Origin of the sequence: Kocuria rosea subsp. polaris (genome assembly GCF_001483755.1) — a bacterium.
In the GTDB taxonomy this organism is placed as follows: Bacteria; Actinomycetota; Actinomycetes; order Actinomycetales; family Micrococcaceae; genus Kocuria; species Kocuria cellulosilytica.
On the sequence record NZ_LQBK01000040.1, the window covers coordinates 79,414 to 97,234 of the forward strand.

The following is a 17,821-nucleotide window of genomic DNA, read 5'->3' on the forward strand; positions in this document are numbered from 1 at the left end:
GTGTCGTCGTTCCGTGGGACGTGCCGGCCACGGGGCGGCGACGGAACGGCCGGGGAGGGCCTCAGCGCCCGGAGGCCGTGGCGGGCACGAGCGGCAGGGCCTCCGTGCGCGCCTCCGCCGGGGACGACGGCTCCCCGTCCGGCCGCGCGAGCTCGCCGGTGCCCTCGTCGGCGGTGGCGTCCGCGCCCTCGTCGGCGCTGTCGTCCGGGCGCCGGTCCCGGACCGCGCCCACGAGCTGCCACAGCGCGTAGCCGAACAGGGCGGCGGCGACCAGCACGATCCCGCCGCGCTTCTGCTCGGCGTCCAGGAGGGTCGCGGCGTAGCCGGCCCAGGGCACGTGGTACTTCACCAGTCCGCGCAGCTGGGTGGCGGTGACCGGCTCCGCGTCCGGGACCGCGTTGGCGTCCCCCCGGGTCGTGAAGCTGCGCCGCCCCTCGCCGTCCACCGCCACGCCCACGATCCGGTGGGTGACGAGGGTGGGGTCGTCCGGGCGGGGCATGAAGGTCACGACGTCCCCGGTGCTCAGCCCGGCGGCGTCGTCCTCGCCCTCGAGGGGGGCGACGACGACCTGGCTGCCGGTCGGGACGGTGGGCTCCATCGAGCCGGACAGCACCGTCAGGGGCACCCAGCCGAGCGCGAGCGGGACGACGACGACGGCGAGCAGCAGCGCGGCCACCGCGGTCAGGAGGGCGACGAGCACGGCGTGGCCGGCGCGGTGGACGGTCGTGGTCACTGCTGGACTCCCATGCACTCGATCTTCCTGCTCTCGCCCGGGGACTTCAGGGTCCACACGATCGGCAGCGTCTCGGGGGCCGCGGTGCCCGGCGCGAAGTGGGCCCGCACGGCGAACTCGTGGACGGTGTTGTGCTTGCCGGCGCCGCCGTTCGGGACGTCGGCCGCGGTCACGGTGGCCGCGCGGTCCGGGCTCTCCGGAACGGAGCGCAGGACGGTCCAGTCGCCGCCGGTCAGCTGGGGCCTCCGGAGCAGCTCCCAGCCGACCACGCGGGCGCCGTCGGTCGTGGCGGACCAGGGCCAGCTCAGCACCCCCTCGAGGCCCGGGGTGCAGGTCGCCGCGGGGACGGCCGGCGTCTCCGCCGGGGGCGCCGCCTCGGGCGGCTCCACCGTGAAGGGCGCCGTCCACGAGCGGGTCGTCGACCAGGTGCCCTCGCCGAGGGAGGTGGCCTCCAGCTCGGTGAGCACCTGCAGCTGCCGCCCGGCCAGGGGCCGGAGCTCGTCCTCGGGCACGCCGTCGGTCGAGACCGTCAGGCACAGCGCGGCGGGCCGGTCCCGCTCCAGGGTGGCCGCGGTCCGCTCGAGGACGGCCACCGGCGCGGACCCGCCCGCCGCGACGGCGGTCCACCGTGCCGGGGTCCCGGCAGCGCCGCAGTCCGCGCCGGTGCGGTAGGCGAAGCGCAGGCCCGGCGGCGGGGTCACGGTCTCGCCGTCGGAACCGGTCAGGGAGACCTGCCTGGGCCGGTACCCGACGCCGAACCCGGAGGTGTTGGTCAGGGTCGCCGAGCTCGCGCCGCCCTCGGCGCCGCCGACCTCGAAGCCGACCCGGCCCGTGGCCATGGCGGGCACCTCGGACTGCGCGGTGGCGGACCAGCGTGCGTGCGTCCCGCCGTTGGGGGTGGTGAGCACGATGACGGCCAGCAGGACGAGGACGCCGAGCACGTAGGCCGTGGGGGTGCGGTACTGGCTCATGAGAACTCCTGGGGGTCAGTTCTGGAGGAGGGCGACCGTGAGGTGGCCGGGGTCGACGGTCGTGCCCTGGGCCGAGGGGTCGGCGGAGACCTCGTAGGCGACGGTGACGTCGTAGGCCGCGCCGTCGTGGGCCGCGGTCACCGTCCAGGAGGACGGCGCGGGACCGGGATCCATCGGCGGGGCGCCGAGGACGGGCACCAGCTCCGCGCGCGGGACGACCGTGCCGCCGGCCGGGACGCCGGGGTCGACCGTGAGCGTCGCGGTGAGGTTCGCGCCCTCGACGTCGAGGACCGCGCGGGTCGTGACGACGACGGTGTCGCCGGGGGCCAGCGCGGAGAGGGCGCCGGCGGTGCCGGTGAGGTCGGTGGTCCCGCGAGCGAGCTCACCGGTCGCCGGGTCGATGTCGGTGTGCTGGAGGGCGGCCCGGGCCGGCTCCAGCACCACGCCGAGGCTGCCGGTGCTGGCGGCCCGCGTCTCGAGCGGGGCCGTGTCGGACCAGCGGGCGGCCGTCCCGAGGCCGTTGCCGAGCAGCGTCAGGGCCAGCAGCGCGGCTGCGGCGGCGGCCAGGGCGCGGCCGGCGGTCGAGGGGCGGCGGGTGCGGTGGGAGCGCGTCATGGGAGCCTCTGGGGGGACGAGACGGAACGGTGCGGGGCGTGCGAGGGGCGGGAGCACCCCGGTGCGGCGCCGAGGCCGCACCGGGGCGCTCCGGGGCCGGAAGGCCCCGTGCGGTCACTGCTGGGCGAGGACGAGCTTGGTGCCGCTCAACGACTTGGACATGTTCTCGCCGGCGCTGCCGGTGGTCTTGTCCGCCTGCCAGGTGAACGAGGCGACGGCCGTCACGGTGTCCCCGTTGTCGCTCGCGGTGACCGGGAACGAGTTCTGGGTCGACTTCTCGTCGCTGGACAGAGTCACGTCGTAGGACACGTAGCCGGCCTTCTCGAGAGCGTCGATCTCCTGCTGCAGCTGTGCCGGCAGCTGCAGTTCGAGGGACCCCTGCAGGTTGTTGCCCTTCGCGATCACCGTGGTGGACGCGTGGAGCTCGATGGTGTCGCCGGGGACGATCTTGTAGGTGGCCGGGTCGATGTCCTTCCCGGCGCCGTCCGTCCAGAACACGGTGGTGTTCTCCATGGAGAGCTCACCGGCGGTGACGATGTCGTCCGAGGCGACGGCGTGCTCCTCGGACCACTTCGAGAAGGTGCCGCCGCCGGCGGCGAGGAGCCCGACCGCCACGGCGCCGGCCAGGACGGCCTTGCCGGCACGCCGGTTCTTGCCGTCCCGCCCGGGGGACTCGGCCTGGGGGGTCTGTGCTGCAGTGTTCATGGTTCCGCCTTCGAGCGAGAGAGGGGTGGGAGGACGGCACGCCCGGGATCGGTGCGCGTGCCGTGCGAGGCATCCGGTGGGGTGTCCGCGGAAGGCGGCGGGTGCCCGTCCCCCCGGATCACGGGGGACGGGGTGCCCGCTGCGCCGGGCGCGCCTCGGCGCGCCGGCCCGGGAGCCGCAGTGGATCGCCCGGGGGAACCGCCGGCAGCCCTGCCGCGGAACCCCCTTGACACGTCAACCCTAGACAAAAGTCTATGAATTCGAACAGGCTTCTCCTGTCCCCACTTCCCCCCACGTTACTGATCAGTAATGTCCCCGCTTCGGCGGTCCCCCGGGGCAGCACGCCTAGGATGCCAGGGGGGGCCCCCGACCGGAGGGGCCGGGACCGGAGGACCGCCATGACCCGTGCTTCCCAGCGCCGCCGCGTGCACCGGTACACCGCCGACGGCGACGGCTCCGGTCGGGCGGACACCCTGGCCGGCGAGGAGCCCCTGGAGATCCGGCTCGACGGCAGGCCCTTCACCGTCACCATGCGCACGCCAGGCCACGACTTCGACCTCGTGGCGGGGTTCCTCGTCTCCGAGGGCGTGGTGCGCTCGCCGGCCGAGATCCTGCAGATGGACTACCGCAGCGGCGTCGGCCCGGACGGGCAGCGGACCTACAACGTGGTGGAGGTGCGGCTCGCCCCCGGCGTCGCACTGCCGGACACCTCCATGGAGCGGCACGTCTACACGTCGTCGTCGTGCGGAGTGTGCGGCACGGCGTCCATCGAGGCCGTCACCAAGGTCTCCACCCACGACCCGGCCGGGGACGCGGTCCGCCTGCCGGTGCCCGCGGTCCTGGCCCTGCCGGACCGGCTGCGCACCGGCCAGAGGCTGTTCGCCACGACCGGCGGTGTCCACGCCGCCGGTCTCTTCCGCTTCCCGGACGGTCCCGCCGCGCGCGACGGCGTCGCCGAGCCCGAGCTGCTGTGCGTGCGCGAGGACGTGGGGCGGCACAACGCCGTGGACAAGGCCGTGGGCTGGGCCCTGCGCGAGGGTCTCCTGCCCCTGCGCGGCACCGTCCTGCAGGTCTCCGGCCGCGCCTCGTTCGAACTGGTGCAGAAGGCGTACATGGCCGGGGTCCCCGCGCTCGCGGCCGTCTCGGCGCCGTCGGCCCTCGCCGTGGACCTCGCGGACCGCACGGGCGTCACGCTGCTCGGCTTCAGCCGAGGGACGTCGTTCAACGCCTACGCCCACCGGGAGCGACTCCTCCCCTGAGCCTGCCTCTCCCGAGTGCGCGGGGAGCGCCGCGGCGCTGGCTACGATGGAGTCATGAAGCCCTTCCTGCTGCTCGCGACCCGCGCCGAGGACGACGTGGCGGACGAGGAGTACGAGACCGTCCGCCGCTTCAGCGGCCTGCAGGAGAGCAGCCTCCACCGGGTCCGGCTGGAGGCCGGGCCCATGCCGCCGATCGACCTCGAGCGCTACTCCGGGGTCATCATCGGCGGGTCCCCGTTCAACTCCTCCGACCCGCCGCAGCTGAAGACCGAGGTGCAGCGGCGGGCCGAGTCCGAGATGCGGGACCTGCTCGACGAGGTGGTCGCCCGGGACTTCCCCTTCCTCGGCGCCTGCTACGGGGTCGGCACCCTCGGCACGCACCAGGGCGCGGTCGTGGACCGCACCCGTGGCGAGGAGATCGGCGTCATCGAGGTCACCCTCACCGACGAGGGGCGGCGGGACCCGCTGCTCCGCGGGTTCCCGCCCACGTTCCACGGCTTCGTGGGGCACAAGGAGGGCACGCGGACCCTCGCGCCCGCCGCCGTCCTGCTGGCCACGGGCACGGGCTGCCCCGTCCAGATGTTCCGGATCAAGCAGAACCTCTACGCGACGCAGTTCCACCCCGAGCTCGACGCCCCCGCGCTGCTGAACCGGATCGAGGCGTACAAGGAGCACGGCTACTTCCCGGCGGGCGCGGCCGAGCAGGTCAAGCACCGGATCCGCACGGGCCCGCGCGTGACGGAGCCCGAGAAGATCCTCGCCGCGTTCGTGGACCGCTACGCGCGCTGAGCCCCTCGGGGGCCGGGGATCCCGGCCCCCGAACTGTCGCGTGTCCGGAAGGGCCGGCTGAGGATACCGTGGGAGGTATGACCACGCGCGCCGCCCCCTGGAGGCAGGGGCCCCTCGACGACCTCCGCCCGAGCCCCGGTCCCCGCCTCCTGCCCTACCACCGGCTCGGCCACGCCGACCCCGAGCACCGGTGGTGGAAGCCGCTCGTGGAGCTGCTCCTCTTCGGGGCCTTCTACCTGGTGCTGACGATCGTCTTCGGCATCGTCTGGGCCGTGGGCCTCGTGGTCGTGCGCGGCGAGGAGGCCCTGGACGAGGTCTTCCTCGAGGCCACGGAGCTGGACATCATGGACCCGGCGATCTTCTTCATGCTGTTCTTCTCCCTGGTCCTGATGATCCCGGCGCTCCTCGCAGCCCGGGCCATCATGGGCCCCCGGCCCATCGGGCTGCTGCTGTCGGTGACGGGGCGGCTGCGCTGGGGCTTCCTCGGCCGGTGCCTCCTCGTGGCCCTGGCGGTCTACGCGCTGGGTCACGCGGCCGCCCTCGTGGTGGAGTACCTGCTGGTCGGGACGCCGGCCGCCCCGCGGCCCGTGGCGGGCTTCTGGTGGCTGATCGCGATGATCGTGCTCGTGGTCCCGCTGCAGTGCGCCGCGGAGGAGCTCGTCTTCCGCGGCTACCTGCTGCAGACCGTGGGGCGGTGGCTGCGCCGGCCCGTGTTCGCGATCCTGCTGCCCGTGCCCCTGTTCACCTTCGGGCACCTCTACGACGCCTGGGGGCTGCTGGCGGTCGCGGTCATGGCGGTCGTCGCCGGGTGGCTGACCTGGCGCACCGGCGGGCTCGAGGCCGCGATCGCCCTGCACGTGGTCAACAACGTGGTCGCCACGCTCTTCGGGGCCCTCGGGCTGGCCGACCCCGACGCCGAGGAGTCCTCCTGGGTGGCTCTGGCCGTCTCCGCGGCCATGCAGGTGCTCTTCGCGTGGCTCGTGGTCCGTGCCGCGCGCCGGCACGGCGTCGAGGTGACCCGGACCGTGCACCCGCCGCGGCCGCCCCTCGCGCCCGGTCCCTGGCCCGGCCCCGGAGGGCACGCCGGGGCCGGATCCGGACGGCCCGGCCACGAGCCCGCGGCCTGGGTGTGCCCCGGCCCGCCGGCCTGCCCCGGCCACTGGGCGGAGCCGGCGCCCGGCCCCGCGCCCCGGTCCCTTTCGTAGACTGACCGCATGGAACCCCGCACCGCAGCCGACCCCCGTTCCGCCGTCGAGGACCTCGGCCGCTACGTGATGGAGTCGCCGAGCTCCTTCCACGCCGCGCACGCCGCCGCCGCGCGACTGACGGAAGCGGGCTTCGTCCGCCTCGACGAGACGGAGGACTGGGCCCGGAACGGGGTCCGCGGGCGGCGCTACGTGCTCCGCGACGGGGCGGTCATCGCGTGGGCCACCCCCGCGGAGGTGCCGCCGGCGGCCGGTTTCCGGATCCTCGGCGCGCACACGGACTCGCCGGGGTTCAAGCTCAAGCCGAGGCCCACGAGCACGGCCCACACCTGGCACCAGGCGGGGGTCGAGACCTACGGCGGGGCACTGCTGAACTCGTGGCTGGACCGCGAGCTGCGCCTCGCGGGCCGGCTCGTGGTGCGGGGCGCGGACGGGGTCCCTGTGGAGCACCTGACCGCGACCGGACCCGTGGCCCGCATCCCGCAGCTCGCCATCCACCTGGACCGCGAGGCCAACAAGGGCCTGCAGCTCGACCGGCAGCAGCACGTGCAGCCCGTCTGGGGCGTGGGGCAGCCGGAGGACGCGGACGTCCTCGCGCTGCTGGCCGAGCACGCGGACGGCGGTCCCGTGGACCCCGCCCGGATCGTCGGCTACGACGTGGTGCTGGCGGACTCGCAGCGGCCCACCGTGTTCGGGCAGGGCGGGACCCTGTTCGCCTCCGGGCGGCTGGACAACCTGTCCTCCGTGCACGCCGGGCTGGGCGCCCTCGTCCGGGAGGCGGAGGCGGTGGAGCAGGGCCGGCACATCGCGGTGCTCGCCGCGTTCGACCACGAGGAGATCGGCTCCCGCACCCGCTCCGGCGCCGCGGGGCCGTTCCTCGAGGACGTGCTGGTGCGCATCAACGAGGAGCTGGGCCGCACGGCCGCCGAGCACCGGCGCTCCCTGGCCGGCTCGGTGTGCCTGTCCGCGGACGCCGGGCACCTGGTGCACCCCAACTACCAGGGCCACCACGACCCCGTGAACCGGCCGGTGCCCGGGGCGGGTCCGCTGCTGAAGATCAACGCCGACCAGCACTACGCCACGGACGCGGTGGGCGCCGGGATCTGGGCCGAGGCCTGCGCGCGCGCCGGCGTGGGCTACCAGGAGTTCGTCTCCAACAACCGGGTGCCCTGCGGGTCCACGATCGGGCCCATCACCGCCGCCCGGCTGGGGGTGCGCACGATCGACGTCGGCATCGGCCTGCTGTCGATGCACTCCGCCCGGGAGCTGTGCCACGTGGACGACGTCGCGGCCCTGGGGGCCGTCGCAGGGGCCTTCTACACCACCTGACGGGGCGCGCCGGGCCGCGGGAGGGTCCGGTGCCCGGACACGGAGAGGGGCCGTGGCCCGCCGGCGCTCCGGTGGGACACGGCCCCTCGTGGCCGGACCGGGCTCAGCCGGCGACGGCGCCGACCGCGACCCGCTCGGCCGGGAACTGCGGCATGGCGATGTCGGCCATCCGGGCCAGCACCCGCACGACCTGGCAGGAGTAGCCGAACTCGTTGTCGTACCAGACGTAGAGCACCAGCGAGCTGCCGTTGACGATCGTCGCGAGACCGTCGACGACGCCCGCGCGGCGGGAGCCCACGAAGTCGGTGGACACGATCTCGGGGGAGTCGGTGTAGTCGATCTGCTTGCGCAGGGACGAGTTCAGCGAGATGTCCTTCAGGTACTGGTTGACCGCGTCCTCGGACTCCGGGGCCCGCTCGAGCTGCAGGTTCAGGATGGCCATGGACACGTCCGGGGTGGGGACGCGGATCGCGTTGCCCGTCAGCTTCCCGGCCATCTCCGGCAGGGCCTTGGCCACGGCCTTCGCCGCGCCGGTCTCGGTGATGACCATGTTCAGGGCGGCGGAGCGGCCCCGGCGGTCGCCCTTGTGCCAGTTGTCGATGAGGTTCTGGTCGTTGGTGTAGGAGTGCACCGTCTCGACGTGGCCCTGTGCGATGCCGTACTTGTCGTGGAGGACCTTCACGACCGGGGTGATCGCGTTGGTGGTGCAGGACGCCGCGGAGAGGATGGTGTCCTCCGGAGTGATGACGTCGTCGTTGACCCCGCACACGATGTTCTTCAGGTCGCCCTTGCCCGGCGCCGTGAGCAGCACCTTGGCCACGCCCTTGGACTGCAGGTGCTTGGACAGGCCGGCCTCGTCGCGCCACACGCCCGTGTTGTCCACGACGATCGCGTTGTCGATGCCGTGCGCGGTGTAGTCGATCTCCGTGGGGTCGTTCGCGTAGATGAACTTGATGGCCACCCCGTTGGCCGTGATGACGTCGTTCTCCTCGTCGACGTGGATGGTCCCGTCGAACTTGCCGTGCACCGAGTCGCGGCGCAGCAGGGAGGCGCGCTTGACCAGGTCGTTGCCCGGCTTCTTGCGCACCACGACGGCGCGCAGGTTCAGGCCGGTGCCGTCGTTGCGGTTGATCAGGATGCGGGCGAGCAGGCGGCCGATGCGGCCGAACCCGTAGAGCACCACGTCCTGGGCCTCCGGGGAGTTCTGGGCCCTGCGGTCCACCACGGGGGCGAGCTCCTCGCGCAGGAACGCCTCGAGGTCCTGGTCCGACTCCTGGGCGAGCCGGTTGAGCTTGCCGAGGTCCACCGCGCAGGTGCCCAGGTTCAGCCGGGACAGGGTCTCGAGCAGGCGGGTCGTGTCCTCCAGGGGCAGCTCCTCGCCGTCGATGCGGCGGGCGAAGCGGTGCGCCTTGATGATCTGGGTGACGGACTTGTGCACCAGGGAGCGGCCGTAGACCGTCGGCACGACCTTGTTCTCGCGGTGCAGACGTCCGACCAGGGGGACGATGCTCTCCGCGAGTGCCTCGCGGTCGGCCCAGCTTTCAGGAGTGCTCAAGAATGACTCTCTTCCTCGGCCGGGGACGTCATCGTGTCCGGCCGTGACGTGCCGCGCCTCGTTGCGCGGTCGGATGCTCGCGCCGCTGCGGTTCGCACAGGGCGCCGCCCTCCATCCTAAGCGCACGGGCGCGCGCGCGAGGCCTCTGTGACACGTCCGCCGGGCCCCTCCGGGGCCGGGGCGGCGGGACCGGCGGGTGCTACCGTGAGGGCATGCTGACGGTGATCGGTGAAGCGCTCGTTGACGTGGTCTCGAAGCACGGCCAGGAGCCCCGCGCGCACGCCGGGGGGAGCCCCATGAACGTGGCCGTGGGCCTGGCCCGGCTCGGCCACGAGGTCCAGTTCCTCGGCCGCTACGGCGAGGACGAGTACGGCACGCAGGTCGAGGCGCACCTGCGGGACAACGGCGTCCTGCTGCCCTTCGGCGCCGACGCGCGGCCCACGTCCGTGGCGGAGGCCGTCATCGGGGACGACGGCGCCGCGACCTACGACTTCCAGCTGGACTGGTCCCTGGACCTCTCGGACGAGCAGCTGGGCGAACTGCTGCGGGACACGACCCTGCTGCACGTGGGGTCGATCGGGGCGATGCTCGAGCCCGGCGCCTCGAAGGTCCTGCACGCCGTGGAGCAGGCCCACCGCTCGGCCCTGATCTCCTACGACCCCAACTGCCGGCCGTCCATCATCCCCGACTCCTCGGAGGCGCGGGCCCGCGCCGAGCAGCTCGTGGCCCTCGCCGACGTCGTGAAGGCCTCGGACGAGGACCTCCTGTGGCTCTACCCGCACCGCAGCGTCGAGGAGAGCGCCGGCGCCTGGCTCAAGGCCGGCGCGGAGCTCGTCGTCGTCACCCGGGGACCCCTGGGGCCCTGGGCCCGCACCCGGGCCACCGGCCCGGCCGGGGTGCAGGTGCCCGCCGCCCGCACCACCGTGGTGGACACGGTGGGAGCCGGCGACTCCTTCATGGCTGCGCTGCTGTCCTGGCTCACCTACCACGGCTACACGGGCGCCCGGGCCCGCGAGCGGATCGACAACCTGGACCAGGAACAGGTCGGCGAGCTGCTGCGCCACGCCGCCTCGGCGGCCGGCGTCACGGTCTCCCGGGCCGGCGCCGACCTGCCCCGCCGGGACGAGCTGCCCGCACCCTGACCGGCCCTCGGCCGACCCCCGACCCGATCCCGACCCGACCCCGACCGAAGGAGAGCCCGTGCTCGACCGCGATCCGTACGCAGACCTGCCCGACCTGCCGAGCTTCACCCTCACCTCCGAGGACATCACCGACGGCGGGCCGCTCGCCCCGGCCCAGCTCTCGGGCATCATGGGCGCCGGCGGCGAGGACGTGTCCCCGCAGCTGAGCTGGTCCGGGGCCCCGGAGGGCACCAGGAGCTACGTGGTCACGGTCTTCGACCCGGACGCCCCCACCCCCAGCGGCTTCTGGCACTGGTGCCTGTCCAACATCCCCGCCGACGTCACCTCGCTCGAGCGCGGCGCGGCCTCCCGTCCGCCGGCCGGGGCGGTCAAGCACCGCAACGACGGCGGCACCGACGAGTACGTGGGGGCCGCCCCGCCCCCCGGCCACGGGCCGCACCGCTACGTGGTGTGCGTGACCGCGGTGGGGGAGGAGCGGATCGACGTCGACGAGAGCGCCAGTCCCGCGGTGGTCAACTTCCAGCTGTTCAGCTCCGGGATCGCCCGAGCCTGCCTCACCGGGACGCACGAGGCATAGGTGGCGGAAGAGGTGGCAGCGCACCCGTGAGCCCGACTCCGGAGGTCCCCGGGGCGGCGGCGCCGATCCGGATGATCGCCAGCGACCTCGACGGCACCGTCCTGGGGCACGACTTCCGCTTCCGCCCCCGCACCGTCGACGCGATCCGGGCCGCCCAGGACAGCGGGATCCACGTGGTGTTCGTGACGGGCCGGCCCATGCGCTGGCTCGACCCGCTGCGCGAGCAGCTCGGCCACGAGGGCGTGGTGATCTGCTCGAACGGCGCGGTGGTCTACGACCTGCGGGCCGACCTCGTGGTGGAGTCGAGCCTGTTCCCGGCCCGGGACGCGTTCGCGGTGATGGACGAGGTCGCGGCCCGGCACCCCGGCACGCTGTTCGCGGCGGAGACGCTCGAGGGCGTGTTCACGGACCGCGGCTGGGCCCGCACCGACCGGATGGAGATCGGCGCCCCCCTGGTGGGGGCGCTGCGGGAGCGGGTGCCTGAGGACCAGGGGCTCGTGAAGTTCCTGGCCAAGCTGGACACCGCCGACCCGCAGGAGTACTTCCGCGCGCTCGCCGGGATCGTGGCGGGCAGACTGTCCGTGACGCACTCCGTGGCGGCCGCCCCGCTCGTGGAGATGGGGCAGAAGGGGCTCACCAAGGCCCGCACCCTCGAGCAGTACGCGGCCGAGCGCGGGATCGGCCCGCACGAGGTGATGGCCTTCGGCGACATGCCCAACGACCTCGAGATGCTCACGTGGGCCGCCCACGGGTACGCGATGGCCGGCGGGCACCCCGCGGTGGCCCGCGCGGTCGGCCGCACGGCCCCGCCCTTCGAGGAGGACGGGGTGGCCCAGGTGATCGAGGCGCTGCTGCGCCGGGGGCGCCCCGGTGCGTCATGGGCGGGACAAACCGCTACCGCGGGGTAACAATAGGGGGGTGACCCCTCCAGCGCACCGGCGCGGCCGTCCCGCGGCCCTGGCCCACCGCGGCTTCTGCCGCGACGGGGCCGAGAACACCCTCGACGCGTTCCGTGCGGCCCGGGACCTCGGCTACGAGTGGATCGAGACGGACGTCAACACGACGGCCGACGGCGTGGTCCTGTCCTTCCACGACGAGACCCTGGACCGCGTCACCGGCGGCAGCGGGAAGGTCTCCGCGCTGACCTGGGAGCAGATCAGCACCCAGCGCGTGGCCGGCGCCGGGCGCATCCCACGGTTCGCGGACCTGCTGACGGAGTTCCCCGGGCTGAGGTTCAACGTGGACGTCAAGGACGAGGCGTCCGTGACGGCCCTGCCGGCCCTGCTCCACGAGCTCGGGGCCGCGGACCGGGTGCGGGTGACGTCCTTCTCCGAGAGCCGGCGGCGGCGCACGCTGCGGCGGATCCGCGAGCTCGACGGCCGGAGCGTGCCCACGTCCTCCGGCAAGGAGGGGATGCGCCTGCTGCTCGTGTGCTCGTGGCTGGGCGGGCCCAGCTGGCGGCTCGTCCGGCGGGTGGCCGCCCGCTGGATCGAGCCGTTCGACACCGTGCAGATCCCCCGCCGGTACCGGATGCGGGGCGGGGTGGAGGTCCAGCTCGTGACGCCCCGGTTCGTGCGCTTCGCCCACCGGCACGGCATCGACGTGCACGTGTGGACCGTCAACGAGACCGCCGAGATGGCGGAGCTGCTCGAGCTCGGGGTCGACGGGATCGTCACCGACCGGGCGGACCGGCTCGCCGCGCTGCTGGCGGAGCGGGGGCAGTGGCCGCCCACCGGCGTGTGAGCCATGACACGGCGGTCCGGCCCGTGGCAGGCTGGGGACCATGACCGACACCGCCACGGCCGGCACCGCGCCCGGCACCGAGCAGCACGTCCGGACCGAGGTCCGCAACGGCACGGGGCACATCGTGCTCAACCGGCCCCGGCAGCTCAACGCCCTGACCGCGCAGATGTACCGGGACCTCAAGGCCGCGCTCGACGCGTGGCGGGACGACGACGCCGTGCGCCACGTGCTCGTCACGTCCGCCTCGCCGCGGGCGTGGTGCGCCGGCGGCGACATCCGGGAGGTCCGCGACGCCGTGCTCGGCGGGCGGACCGAGGAGGCCACCGGGGTGTTCGCCGTCGAGTACGCCCTCGACTGCCTGATCGCGGACTACCCGAAGCCCTACGTGGCGCTCATGAACGGCATCTGCATGGGCGGCGGCATGGGCATCTCCGTGCACGGCTCCCACCGCGTGGTGGGGCCCTCGACGGTCATGGCGATGCCCGAGACGAAGATCGGGTTCTTCCCCGACATCGGCGCCTCCTGGTTCCTGCCGCGCGTCTCCCGCCCGGACCGCCGCGGCGAGCCGGGCCTGGCCGTGGGCCGCTGGCTCGCGCTCGGCGGGCAGCGGATCAGCGGCGCGGACGCCGTCGCCCTCGGCCTCGCCGACGTCCTCGTGGCCGACGAGGACTTCGAGGCCCTCGCGGGGGCCGTCGTGGAGGAGGGCCCGGAGGACGCGCTGGCCCGCTTCGCACGGGAGCCGGAGCCGTCCTCCGTGGTCGCGCAGTGGGACCGGATCGAGGAGCGCTACGGCGCCCCGACCCTCGAGGAGATCGTCGCCGCCGCGCCGGAGGACCTCGCGGGGATGAGCCCGTCCTCCCTGGTGCGCGCCTTCGAGCTGCTCGAACGAGGGGCGGCCGACGACAGCGTGCGCTCCTGCCTCGAGCGGGAGCTGCGCCTGGCCGCCGACACGATCGTGCGCCCCGACTTCGCCGAGGGCGTGCGGGCGGTCCTCGTGGACAAGGACAACGCGCCGGCCTGGGAGCACGCCTCCGTCGCGGACGTCGACGTCGCGGCCGTGCGGGCCGTGCTCGGCGAGAAGCTCCCCCTGCCCCTGTAGACGGCCCTGCACGGGCCCGCCCCGCTCAGCGGCGGGACGGGTGCTTCCCGTTGTCGCTGACCACCGTCCCGGAGGGGCCCGGGCGGTCGCCGGTCCCGGTGGGCCGGTCCACGAACCGGCGGTAGCCGAGGTACAGCACCACGACCAGTGCCACGGTCACCACGCCGAAGGCGGCGAGGGTGTCCTGCGAGATCATGCTGCGGACCACGCTGTGGAGCAGCGTGAACAGGCCGCCGAGCAGGATGCCGTGGGCGAGGACCGGCCGGCGCCGCTCCACGGCCAGGCTCACCGCCAGGAGCAGGACCGAGGCGACCAGGGCGAGCACGCCGACGTCGCGGCTGTGGCGCATGAACTCGTCCTCCCACGCCCGGCGCTCCAGCTCGTAGCCCACCCACTGCTGCTGCTCCTCCGGGGTGAGCTCCCGCGTCTCCTGCGCCAGGGCGATGGACCGCGGCGGCTCCGGCTCCTCCGGACCCGGGTGGACCGTGGCGATGCCGAGACCCACGAACAGGGCCAGCAGCACCCCCAGGAAGAACGTGTAGACCGTCCGCAGGACCCTGCGGTCCTGCGAGCGGTCCTCCGTGCGGTCCACCATGCGGCGTGCTCCGTCTCCCCCGCTCGTGCGGGACGTCCGTCCAGGGCGCCCGGGACCGCGGCCGGCCGGCGGGGCGTGCTCGCATTATGGGCCGGACCCGCAGGGTTGTCCACGGCCGTCACCTGGCCCGCGGGCCTTCCACCGGCTTCCCCGTCTGCCTACGCTGGACTCATCCGCCCCGGCCCGCGGGACCCGAGGGCCCGGGCGGAGCCGGGGAGCACCGGAGGGGCGGTGGGCCGCGCGCCCGCCGGAGAGGCGGTGGAGGCCATGGCGGTCTTCGAGAACAGGGTCGAGGCCGGACGGCAGCTGGGGAAGCGGCTGAGGTCCCTGCGCGGACAGGACGTGGTGGTGCTGGGCCTGCCCCGCGGCGGGGTGCCCGTGGCCCACGAGGTGGCCCGGATCCTCGACGCCCCGCTGGACGTCATCGTGGTGCGCAAGCTGGGAGTCCCCTCCCAGCCCGAGCTGGCCATGGGCGCCATCGGGGAGGAGGGCGCCCGGGTGCTCGAGGAGCGGACCCTGCAGTACTTCGGGGTGACGGACGCGCAGCTCGAGCAGATCGAGGCGCGGGAGCGGGCCGTGCTCGAGGCACGGACGGAGCGCTTCCGGGCGGGCCGGGAACGGGTCGATCTCACCGGGCGGATCGCCCTGGTCGTCGACGACGGCATCGCCACCGGCTCCACGGCGCGCGTGGCCTGCCGGATCGCCCGCCAGCTGGGCGCCGCACGGGTGGTGCTGGCCGTTCCGGTGGCCCCGCAGGAGGCCCTGTCCCGGGTGGTCGAGGCGGACGAGGTGATCTGCCTCGCGACCCCGCCGTACTTCACGGCCGTCGGCTACCACTACCGGGACTTCTCCGCCACGGAGGACGACGAGGTCGTGGCGCTGCTCGACGCCGCCCGGCGCCGCCACCAGGCGGAGCTGCCCGGGCCCGCCCGGGCGGACCGGGAACCGGCCGGCCGGCCGGTCGACGCCGACGTGCGCATCCCGGCGGGGACGGAGCAGCTCGAGGCCCACCTGCACCTGCCGCGGCCCGGCGCCGGGGTGGTGGTCTTCGCCCACGGCAGCGGGAGCAGCCGGCACAGCCCGCGGAACCAGTACGTGGCCTCCGTCCTGCAGCAGGCGGGGCTCGGCACCCTGCTGCTCGACCTGCTCACCCCCGGGGAGGAGTCGGACCGCGGCAACGTCTTCGACATCGGCCTGCTCGCCGAGCGGCTGCTCGTGGCCACGGCGTGGCTGCGCGAGCAGCCCGGCTCCGCGGCCTCCCCGGTCGGGTACTTCGGGGCCAGCACGGGCGCCGGCGCCGCCCTGTGGGCCGCGGCCGAGCCCGGCGCGTCGATCGCCGCCGTGGTCTCCCGCGGGGGCCGCCCCGACCTCGCGGACGAGCGGCTGCGCTCGGTGCGGGCGCCCACCCTGCTGATCGTCGGCAGCGAGGACTTCGAGGTGCTCGGCCTCAACCGGTGGGCGCAGGAGTCGATGCGCTGCCCCACCCGGCTGGCGGTCGTGGAGGGCGCCACGCACCTCTTCGAGGAGCCCGGCACGCTCGCCGAGGCCGCCGGACTGGCACGGGACTGGTTCCTCCGCCACCTCCGGCCGGCCGGCGAGCACGGCGACGGGGCGTCCCGGTGAGCGCCCGCGGACGGGGGTCCTCCCGGGAGGCCGAGGTCCTCGCGGAGATCCGCTCCCTCGCCCGGCCGCTGGAGGGGGCCCCGGACCTCGACCGGCTGGTCGAGCGCTGCGCCGGTGCCCGGTTCGTGTGCGTGGGGGAGGCCTCCCACGGCACCCACGAGTACTACCGGTGGCGGGCCCTGCTCAGCCGCCGGCTGATCGAGGAGCACGGCTTCACCTGGATCGGGGTCGAGGGGGACTGGCCGGACTGCCGGCGGATCGACCGGTGGGTGCGCGGCGAGGCGGACCAGGACCTCGACGCCCGCGGCGTCCTCGCGGGCTTCGAGCGCTGGCCCACGTGGATGTGGGCGAACGAGGAGGTCGCCGAGTTCCTCGACTGGCTCCGGGAGGAGAACGCCCGCCGCGCCGGCCACGAGCAGGTGGGCTTCTACGGCCTGGACGTGTACTCGCTGTGGGACTCGCTGCGGGAGATCATCGGCTGGCTCGAGGCCAGCGCCCCCGAGGCCCTGCCCGCCGCGCTGCAGGCGTGGCAGTGCTTCGTGCCCTTCCACGAGGACCCGCACCGGTACGCGTGGCGCACCCGGATCGTGCCCGAGAGCTGCGAGGCCGACGTCGTGGCCCTCCTGGCCGAGGTGCGCCGGCGCACCATGGACCGGACGGCCGGTGACCCCGCCGCGTTCGACGCCGCCCTCAACGCCATGGTGGCGGTCGACGCCGAGCGCTACTACCGGACCATGGTCCGGGGCGACCGGCAGTCCTGGAACGTGCGGGACGAGCACATGGCGGACACCGCCGGCCTGCTCTCCCGCCACCACGGGCCCGGGGCCAAGGGCCTGGTGTGGGAGCACAACTCCCACGTGGGGGACGCCCGGGCCACCGACATGTTCGACGCCGGGCTGGTCAACGTGGGCCAGCTGCTGCGCGAGCGCCACGCCGCGCACGAGGTGGTGCTCGTGGGCCTCGCCTCCTGGGCCGGCACGGTGGTCGCGGCGGAGTCGTGGGGCGCGGCCGAGGAGGTCGTGGCCGTCCCCGAGGCCCGTCCCGGCAGCCACGAGGACCTGCTGCACCGGGCCCTGGCGGACCCCGCGGTGCTGGTCTTCGGCCGCGACCGCTCCGGGCCCTGGCTCTCCGGGCGGTACGGTCACCGGGCCATCGGGGTGGTGTACCACCCGTGGCACGAGGCCGGCAACTACGTCCCCACCCGGATGGGGGAGCGCTACGACGCCCTGCTCTGGTTCACGGTGACCGCCGCGCTGCGGCCCCTGCACCACGAGGGCCCGCCCGAGGAGCCCGAGCTGGAGACCGAGCCGACGGGCTTCTAGGGGCGTTCCGGCGGAGCGGCCCGGACGTCGGTCCGCTCCGGCCGTCCCTCCTCGGGCGCGTCCTCGGCGGGACGGTCCTGGAAGAAGCGGCGGTGGCCGAGGAACAGCACCACGGCCAGGCCCACGCCCACGGCGATGAACGTCATGGTGGTCTCGCTGGAGGCGAAGCTCCGCCCGATGGCGTAGAGCAGGGTGAAGAGACCGCCGAGCATCACGCCGTTGGTCAGCACCCTGTTGCGCTTCTCGAGCACGAGGCTGAGGCCGAGCAGCACCACGGAGGCGCCGAGGGCGACGACCGCCACGTCGCGGCTGTAGGCCTGCTGCTCCTCCTGCCACTGCCGCCACTGCCGCTCGTTCTCCGCCATCTCCTCGCGCTGCTCCTCGGTGGGGGTGCCGCTCCCCTCGGGGACGAACTCCACCCCCGAGGTCGGCTCCGGCATCTCCGGGCCCGGGTAGAAGGTCTGGATGCCGAGCCCCACGAACAGCGCCAGCAGCGCGCCCAGGAAGAAGGTGTAGACGATCTTCATCACGTTGTTGTCCACGGCGGACACCTCGATCT

Annotated in this window: 18 protein-coding genes; 11 read left to right on the forward strand and 7 right to left on the reverse strand. The window is 74.4% G+C overall.

Annotated elements, in window-relative coordinates; genetic code table 11:
- Positions 1-61: 61 nt before the first annotated feature.
- From AVL61_RS18280 to AVL61_RS15565, 4 genes are all read right to left on the reverse strand, one after another.
- Positions 62-733 carry a signal peptidase I gene (locus tag AVL61_RS18280; RefSeq protein ID WP_058875229.1) on the reverse strand — a complete coding sequence of 224 codons (672 nt, stop codon included), beginning with the start codon at positions 731-733 and terminating at the stop codon, positions 62-64.
- Positions 730-1,704, reverse strand: coding sequence for a hypothetical protein (locus AVL61_RS18285; protein ID WP_058875230.1), 975 nt, complete (start codon positions 1,702-1,704; stop codon positions 730-732). Before AVL61_RS18285 ends, AVL61_RS18280 begins: the two co-directional genes overlap by 4 nt.
- Positions 1,705-1,719: 15 nt before the next feature.
- Positions 1,720-2,319: a hypothetical protein gene (locus tag AVL61_RS18070; RefSeq protein ID WP_058875231.1), complete on the reverse strand. Its 600-nt coding sequence runs from the start codon at positions 2,317-2,319 to the stop codon at positions 1,720-1,722.
- A 114-nt stretch (positions 2,320-2,433) separates the two neighbouring features.
- Positions 2,434-3,024 (reverse strand): alternate-type signal peptide domain-containing protein, encoded by a 591-nt coding sequence (locus AVL61_RS15565; RefSeq protein ID WP_058875232.1) that lies wholly within the window; start codon positions 3,022-3,024, stop codon positions 2,434-2,436.
- 398 nt (positions 3,025-3,422) lie between these two features.
- Between AVL61_RS15565 and fdhD the strand changes: the two genes are divergently transcribed.
- From fdhD to AVL61_RS15585, 4 genes are all read left to right on the forward strand, one after another.
- Positions 3,423-4,283, forward strand: a complete 861-nt coding sequence (fdhD, locus tag AVL61_RS15570; RefSeq protein ID WP_058875233.1) for a formate dehydrogenase accessory sulfurtransferase FdhD — start codon at positions 3,423-3,425, stop codon at positions 4,281-4,283.
- A gap of 54 nt (positions 4,284-4,337) precedes the next feature.
- Complete coding sequence (locus AVL61_RS15575; protein WP_058875234.1) at positions 4,338-5,072, forward strand: glutamine amidotransferase; 735 nt, start codon at positions 4,338-4,340, stop codon at positions 5,070-5,072.
- A 77-nt stretch (positions 5,073-5,149) separates the two neighbouring features.
- Positions 5,150-6,277, forward strand: a complete 1,128-nt coding sequence (locus AVL61_RS15580; protein ID WP_058875235.1) for a CPBP family intramembrane glutamic endopeptidase — start codon at positions 5,150-5,152, stop codon at positions 6,275-6,277.
- Between the two features lie 9 nt (positions 6,278-6,286).
- Positions 6,287-7,606 (forward strand): M18 family aminopeptidase, encoded by a 1,320-nt coding sequence (locus AVL61_RS15585; RefSeq protein WP_058875236.1) that lies wholly within the window; start codon positions 6,287-6,289, stop codon positions 7,604-7,606.
- A 103-nt stretch (positions 7,607-7,709) separates the two neighbouring features.
- Here the strand turns inward: AVL61_RS15585 and AVL61_RS15590 are convergent, their stop codons facing one another.
- Complete coding sequence (locus AVL61_RS15590; RefSeq protein WP_058875237.1) at positions 7,710-9,161, reverse strand: glyceraldehyde-3-phosphate dehydrogenase; 1,452 nt, start codon at positions 9,159-9,161, stop codon at positions 7,710-7,712.
- Between the two features lie 212 nt (positions 9,162-9,373).
- Between AVL61_RS15590 and AVL61_RS15595 the strand changes: the two genes are divergently transcribed.
- The 5 genes from AVL61_RS15595 to AVL61_RS15615 are packed head-to-tail and all read left to right on the forward strand — an operon-like array spanning position 9,374 to position 13,722.
- Positions 9,374-10,303 carry a carbohydrate kinase family protein gene (locus AVL61_RS15595; protein ID WP_058875238.1) on the forward strand — a complete coding sequence of 310 codons (930 nt, stop codon included), beginning with the start codon at positions 9,374-9,376 and terminating at the stop codon, positions 10,301-10,303.
- Between the two features lie 58 nt (positions 10,304-10,361).
- A complete protein-coding gene (locus AVL61_RS15600; RefSeq protein ID WP_058875239.1) occupies positions 10,362-10,880 on the forward strand; it encodes a YbhB/YbcL family Raf kinase inhibitor-like protein in 519 nt (172 codons plus the stop codon).
- 26 nt (positions 10,881-10,906) lie between these two features.
- The gene (locus tag AVL61_RS15605; protein WP_231738449.1) at positions 10,907-11,788 is read left to right on the forward strand and encodes an HAD family hydrolase; all 882 of its coding nucleotides are present in this window, start codon (positions 10,907-10,909) and stop codon (positions 11,786-11,788) included.
- Positions 11,789-11,798: 10 nt separating this feature from the next.
- Positions 11,799-12,623: a glycerophosphodiester phosphodiesterase family protein gene (locus tag AVL61_RS15610; RefSeq protein ID WP_058875241.1), complete on the forward strand. Its 825-nt coding sequence runs from the start codon at positions 11,799-11,801 to the stop codon at positions 12,621-12,623.
- Between the two features lie 40 nt (positions 12,624-12,663).
- Positions 12,664-13,722: an enoyl-CoA hydratase/isomerase family protein gene (locus AVL61_RS15615; protein WP_058875242.1), complete on the forward strand. Its 1,059-nt coding sequence runs from the start codon at positions 12,664-12,666 to the stop codon at positions 13,720-13,722.
- 25 nt (positions 13,723-13,747) lie between these two features.
- Here AVL61_RS15615 and AVL61_RS15620 read toward each other — a convergent pair whose 3' ends face one another.
- Positions 13,748-14,317 carry a hypothetical protein gene (locus AVL61_RS15620; RefSeq protein WP_058875243.1) on the reverse strand — a complete coding sequence of 190 codons (570 nt, stop codon included), beginning with the start codon at positions 14,315-14,317 and terminating at the stop codon, positions 13,748-13,750.
- Positions 14,318-14,584: 267 nt separating this feature from the next.
- Between AVL61_RS15620 and AVL61_RS15625 the strand changes: the two genes are divergently transcribed.
- Both AVL61_RS15625 and AVL61_RS15630 read left to right on the forward strand, forming a co-directional pair.
- The gene (locus AVL61_RS15625; protein ID WP_058875362.1) at positions 14,585-15,940 is read left to right on the forward strand and encodes a phosphoribosyltransferase; all 1,356 of its coding nucleotides are present in this window, start codon (positions 14,585-14,587) and stop codon (positions 15,938-15,940) included.
- Complete coding sequence (locus AVL61_RS15630; RefSeq protein ID WP_058875244.1) at positions 15,937-17,262, forward strand: erythromycin esterase family protein; 1,326 nt, start codon at positions 15,937-15,939, stop codon at positions 17,260-17,262. The genes AVL61_RS15625 and AVL61_RS15630 overlap by 4 nt, the downstream gene beginning before the upstream one ends.
- Here the strand turns inward: AVL61_RS15630 and AVL61_RS15635 are convergent.
- Positions 17,259-17,804: a hypothetical protein gene (locus AVL61_RS15635; protein ID WP_157571464.1), complete on the reverse strand. Its 546-nt coding sequence runs from the start codon at positions 17,802-17,804 to the stop codon at positions 17,259-17,261. The genes AVL61_RS15630 and AVL61_RS15635 overlap by 4 nt on opposite strands.
- Positions 17,805-17,821: the final 17 nt, after the last annotated feature.

Bases quoted from the DNA above. Each gene is read 5' to 3' on its own strand.
- AVL61_RS15585 (WP_058875236.1), top strand. From the start codon at position 6,287: ATGGAACCCCGCACCGCAGCCGACCCCCGTTCCGCCGTCGAGGACCTC.
- fdhD (WP_058875233.1), top strand. From the start codon at position 3,423: ATGACCCGTGCTTCCCAGCGCCGCCGCGTGCACCGGTACACCGCCGAC.
- AVL61_RS18070 (WP_058875231.1), bottom strand. From the start codon at position 2,319: ATGACGCGCTCCCACCGCACCCGCCGCCCCTCGACCGCCGGCCGCGCC.
- AVL61_RS15595 (WP_058875238.1), top strand. From the start codon at position 9,374: ATGCTGACGGTGATCGGTGAAGCGCTCGTTGACGTGGTCTCGAAGCAC.
- AVL61_RS15575 (WP_058875234.1), top strand. From the start codon at position 4,338: ATGAAGCCCTTCCTGCTGCTCGCGACCCGCGCCGAGGACGACGTGGCG.
- AVL61_RS15615 (WP_058875242.1), top strand. From the start codon at position 12,664: ATGACCGACACCGCCACGGCCGGCACCGCGCCCGGCACCGAGCAGCAC.
- AVL61_RS15625 (WP_058875362.1), top strand. From the start codon at position 14,585: ATGGCGGTCTTCGAGAACAGGGTCGAGGCCGGACGGCAGCTGGGGAAG.
- AVL61_RS15620 (WP_058875243.1), bottom strand. From the start codon at position 14,317: ATGGTGGACCGCACGGAGGACCGCTCGCAGGACCGCAGGGTCCTGCGG.
- AVL61_RS15580 (WP_058875235.1), top strand. From the start codon at position 5,150: ATGACCACGCGCGCCGCCCCCTGGAGGCAGGGGCCCCTCGACGACCTC.
- AVL61_RS15565 (WP_058875232.1), bottom strand. From the start codon at position 3,024: ATGAACACTGCAGCACAGACCCCCCAGGCCGAGTCCCCCGGGCGGGAC.
- AVL61_RS18285 (WP_058875230.1), bottom strand. From the start codon at position 1,704: ATGAGCCAGTACCGCACCCCCACGGCCTACGTGCTCGGCGTCCTCGTC.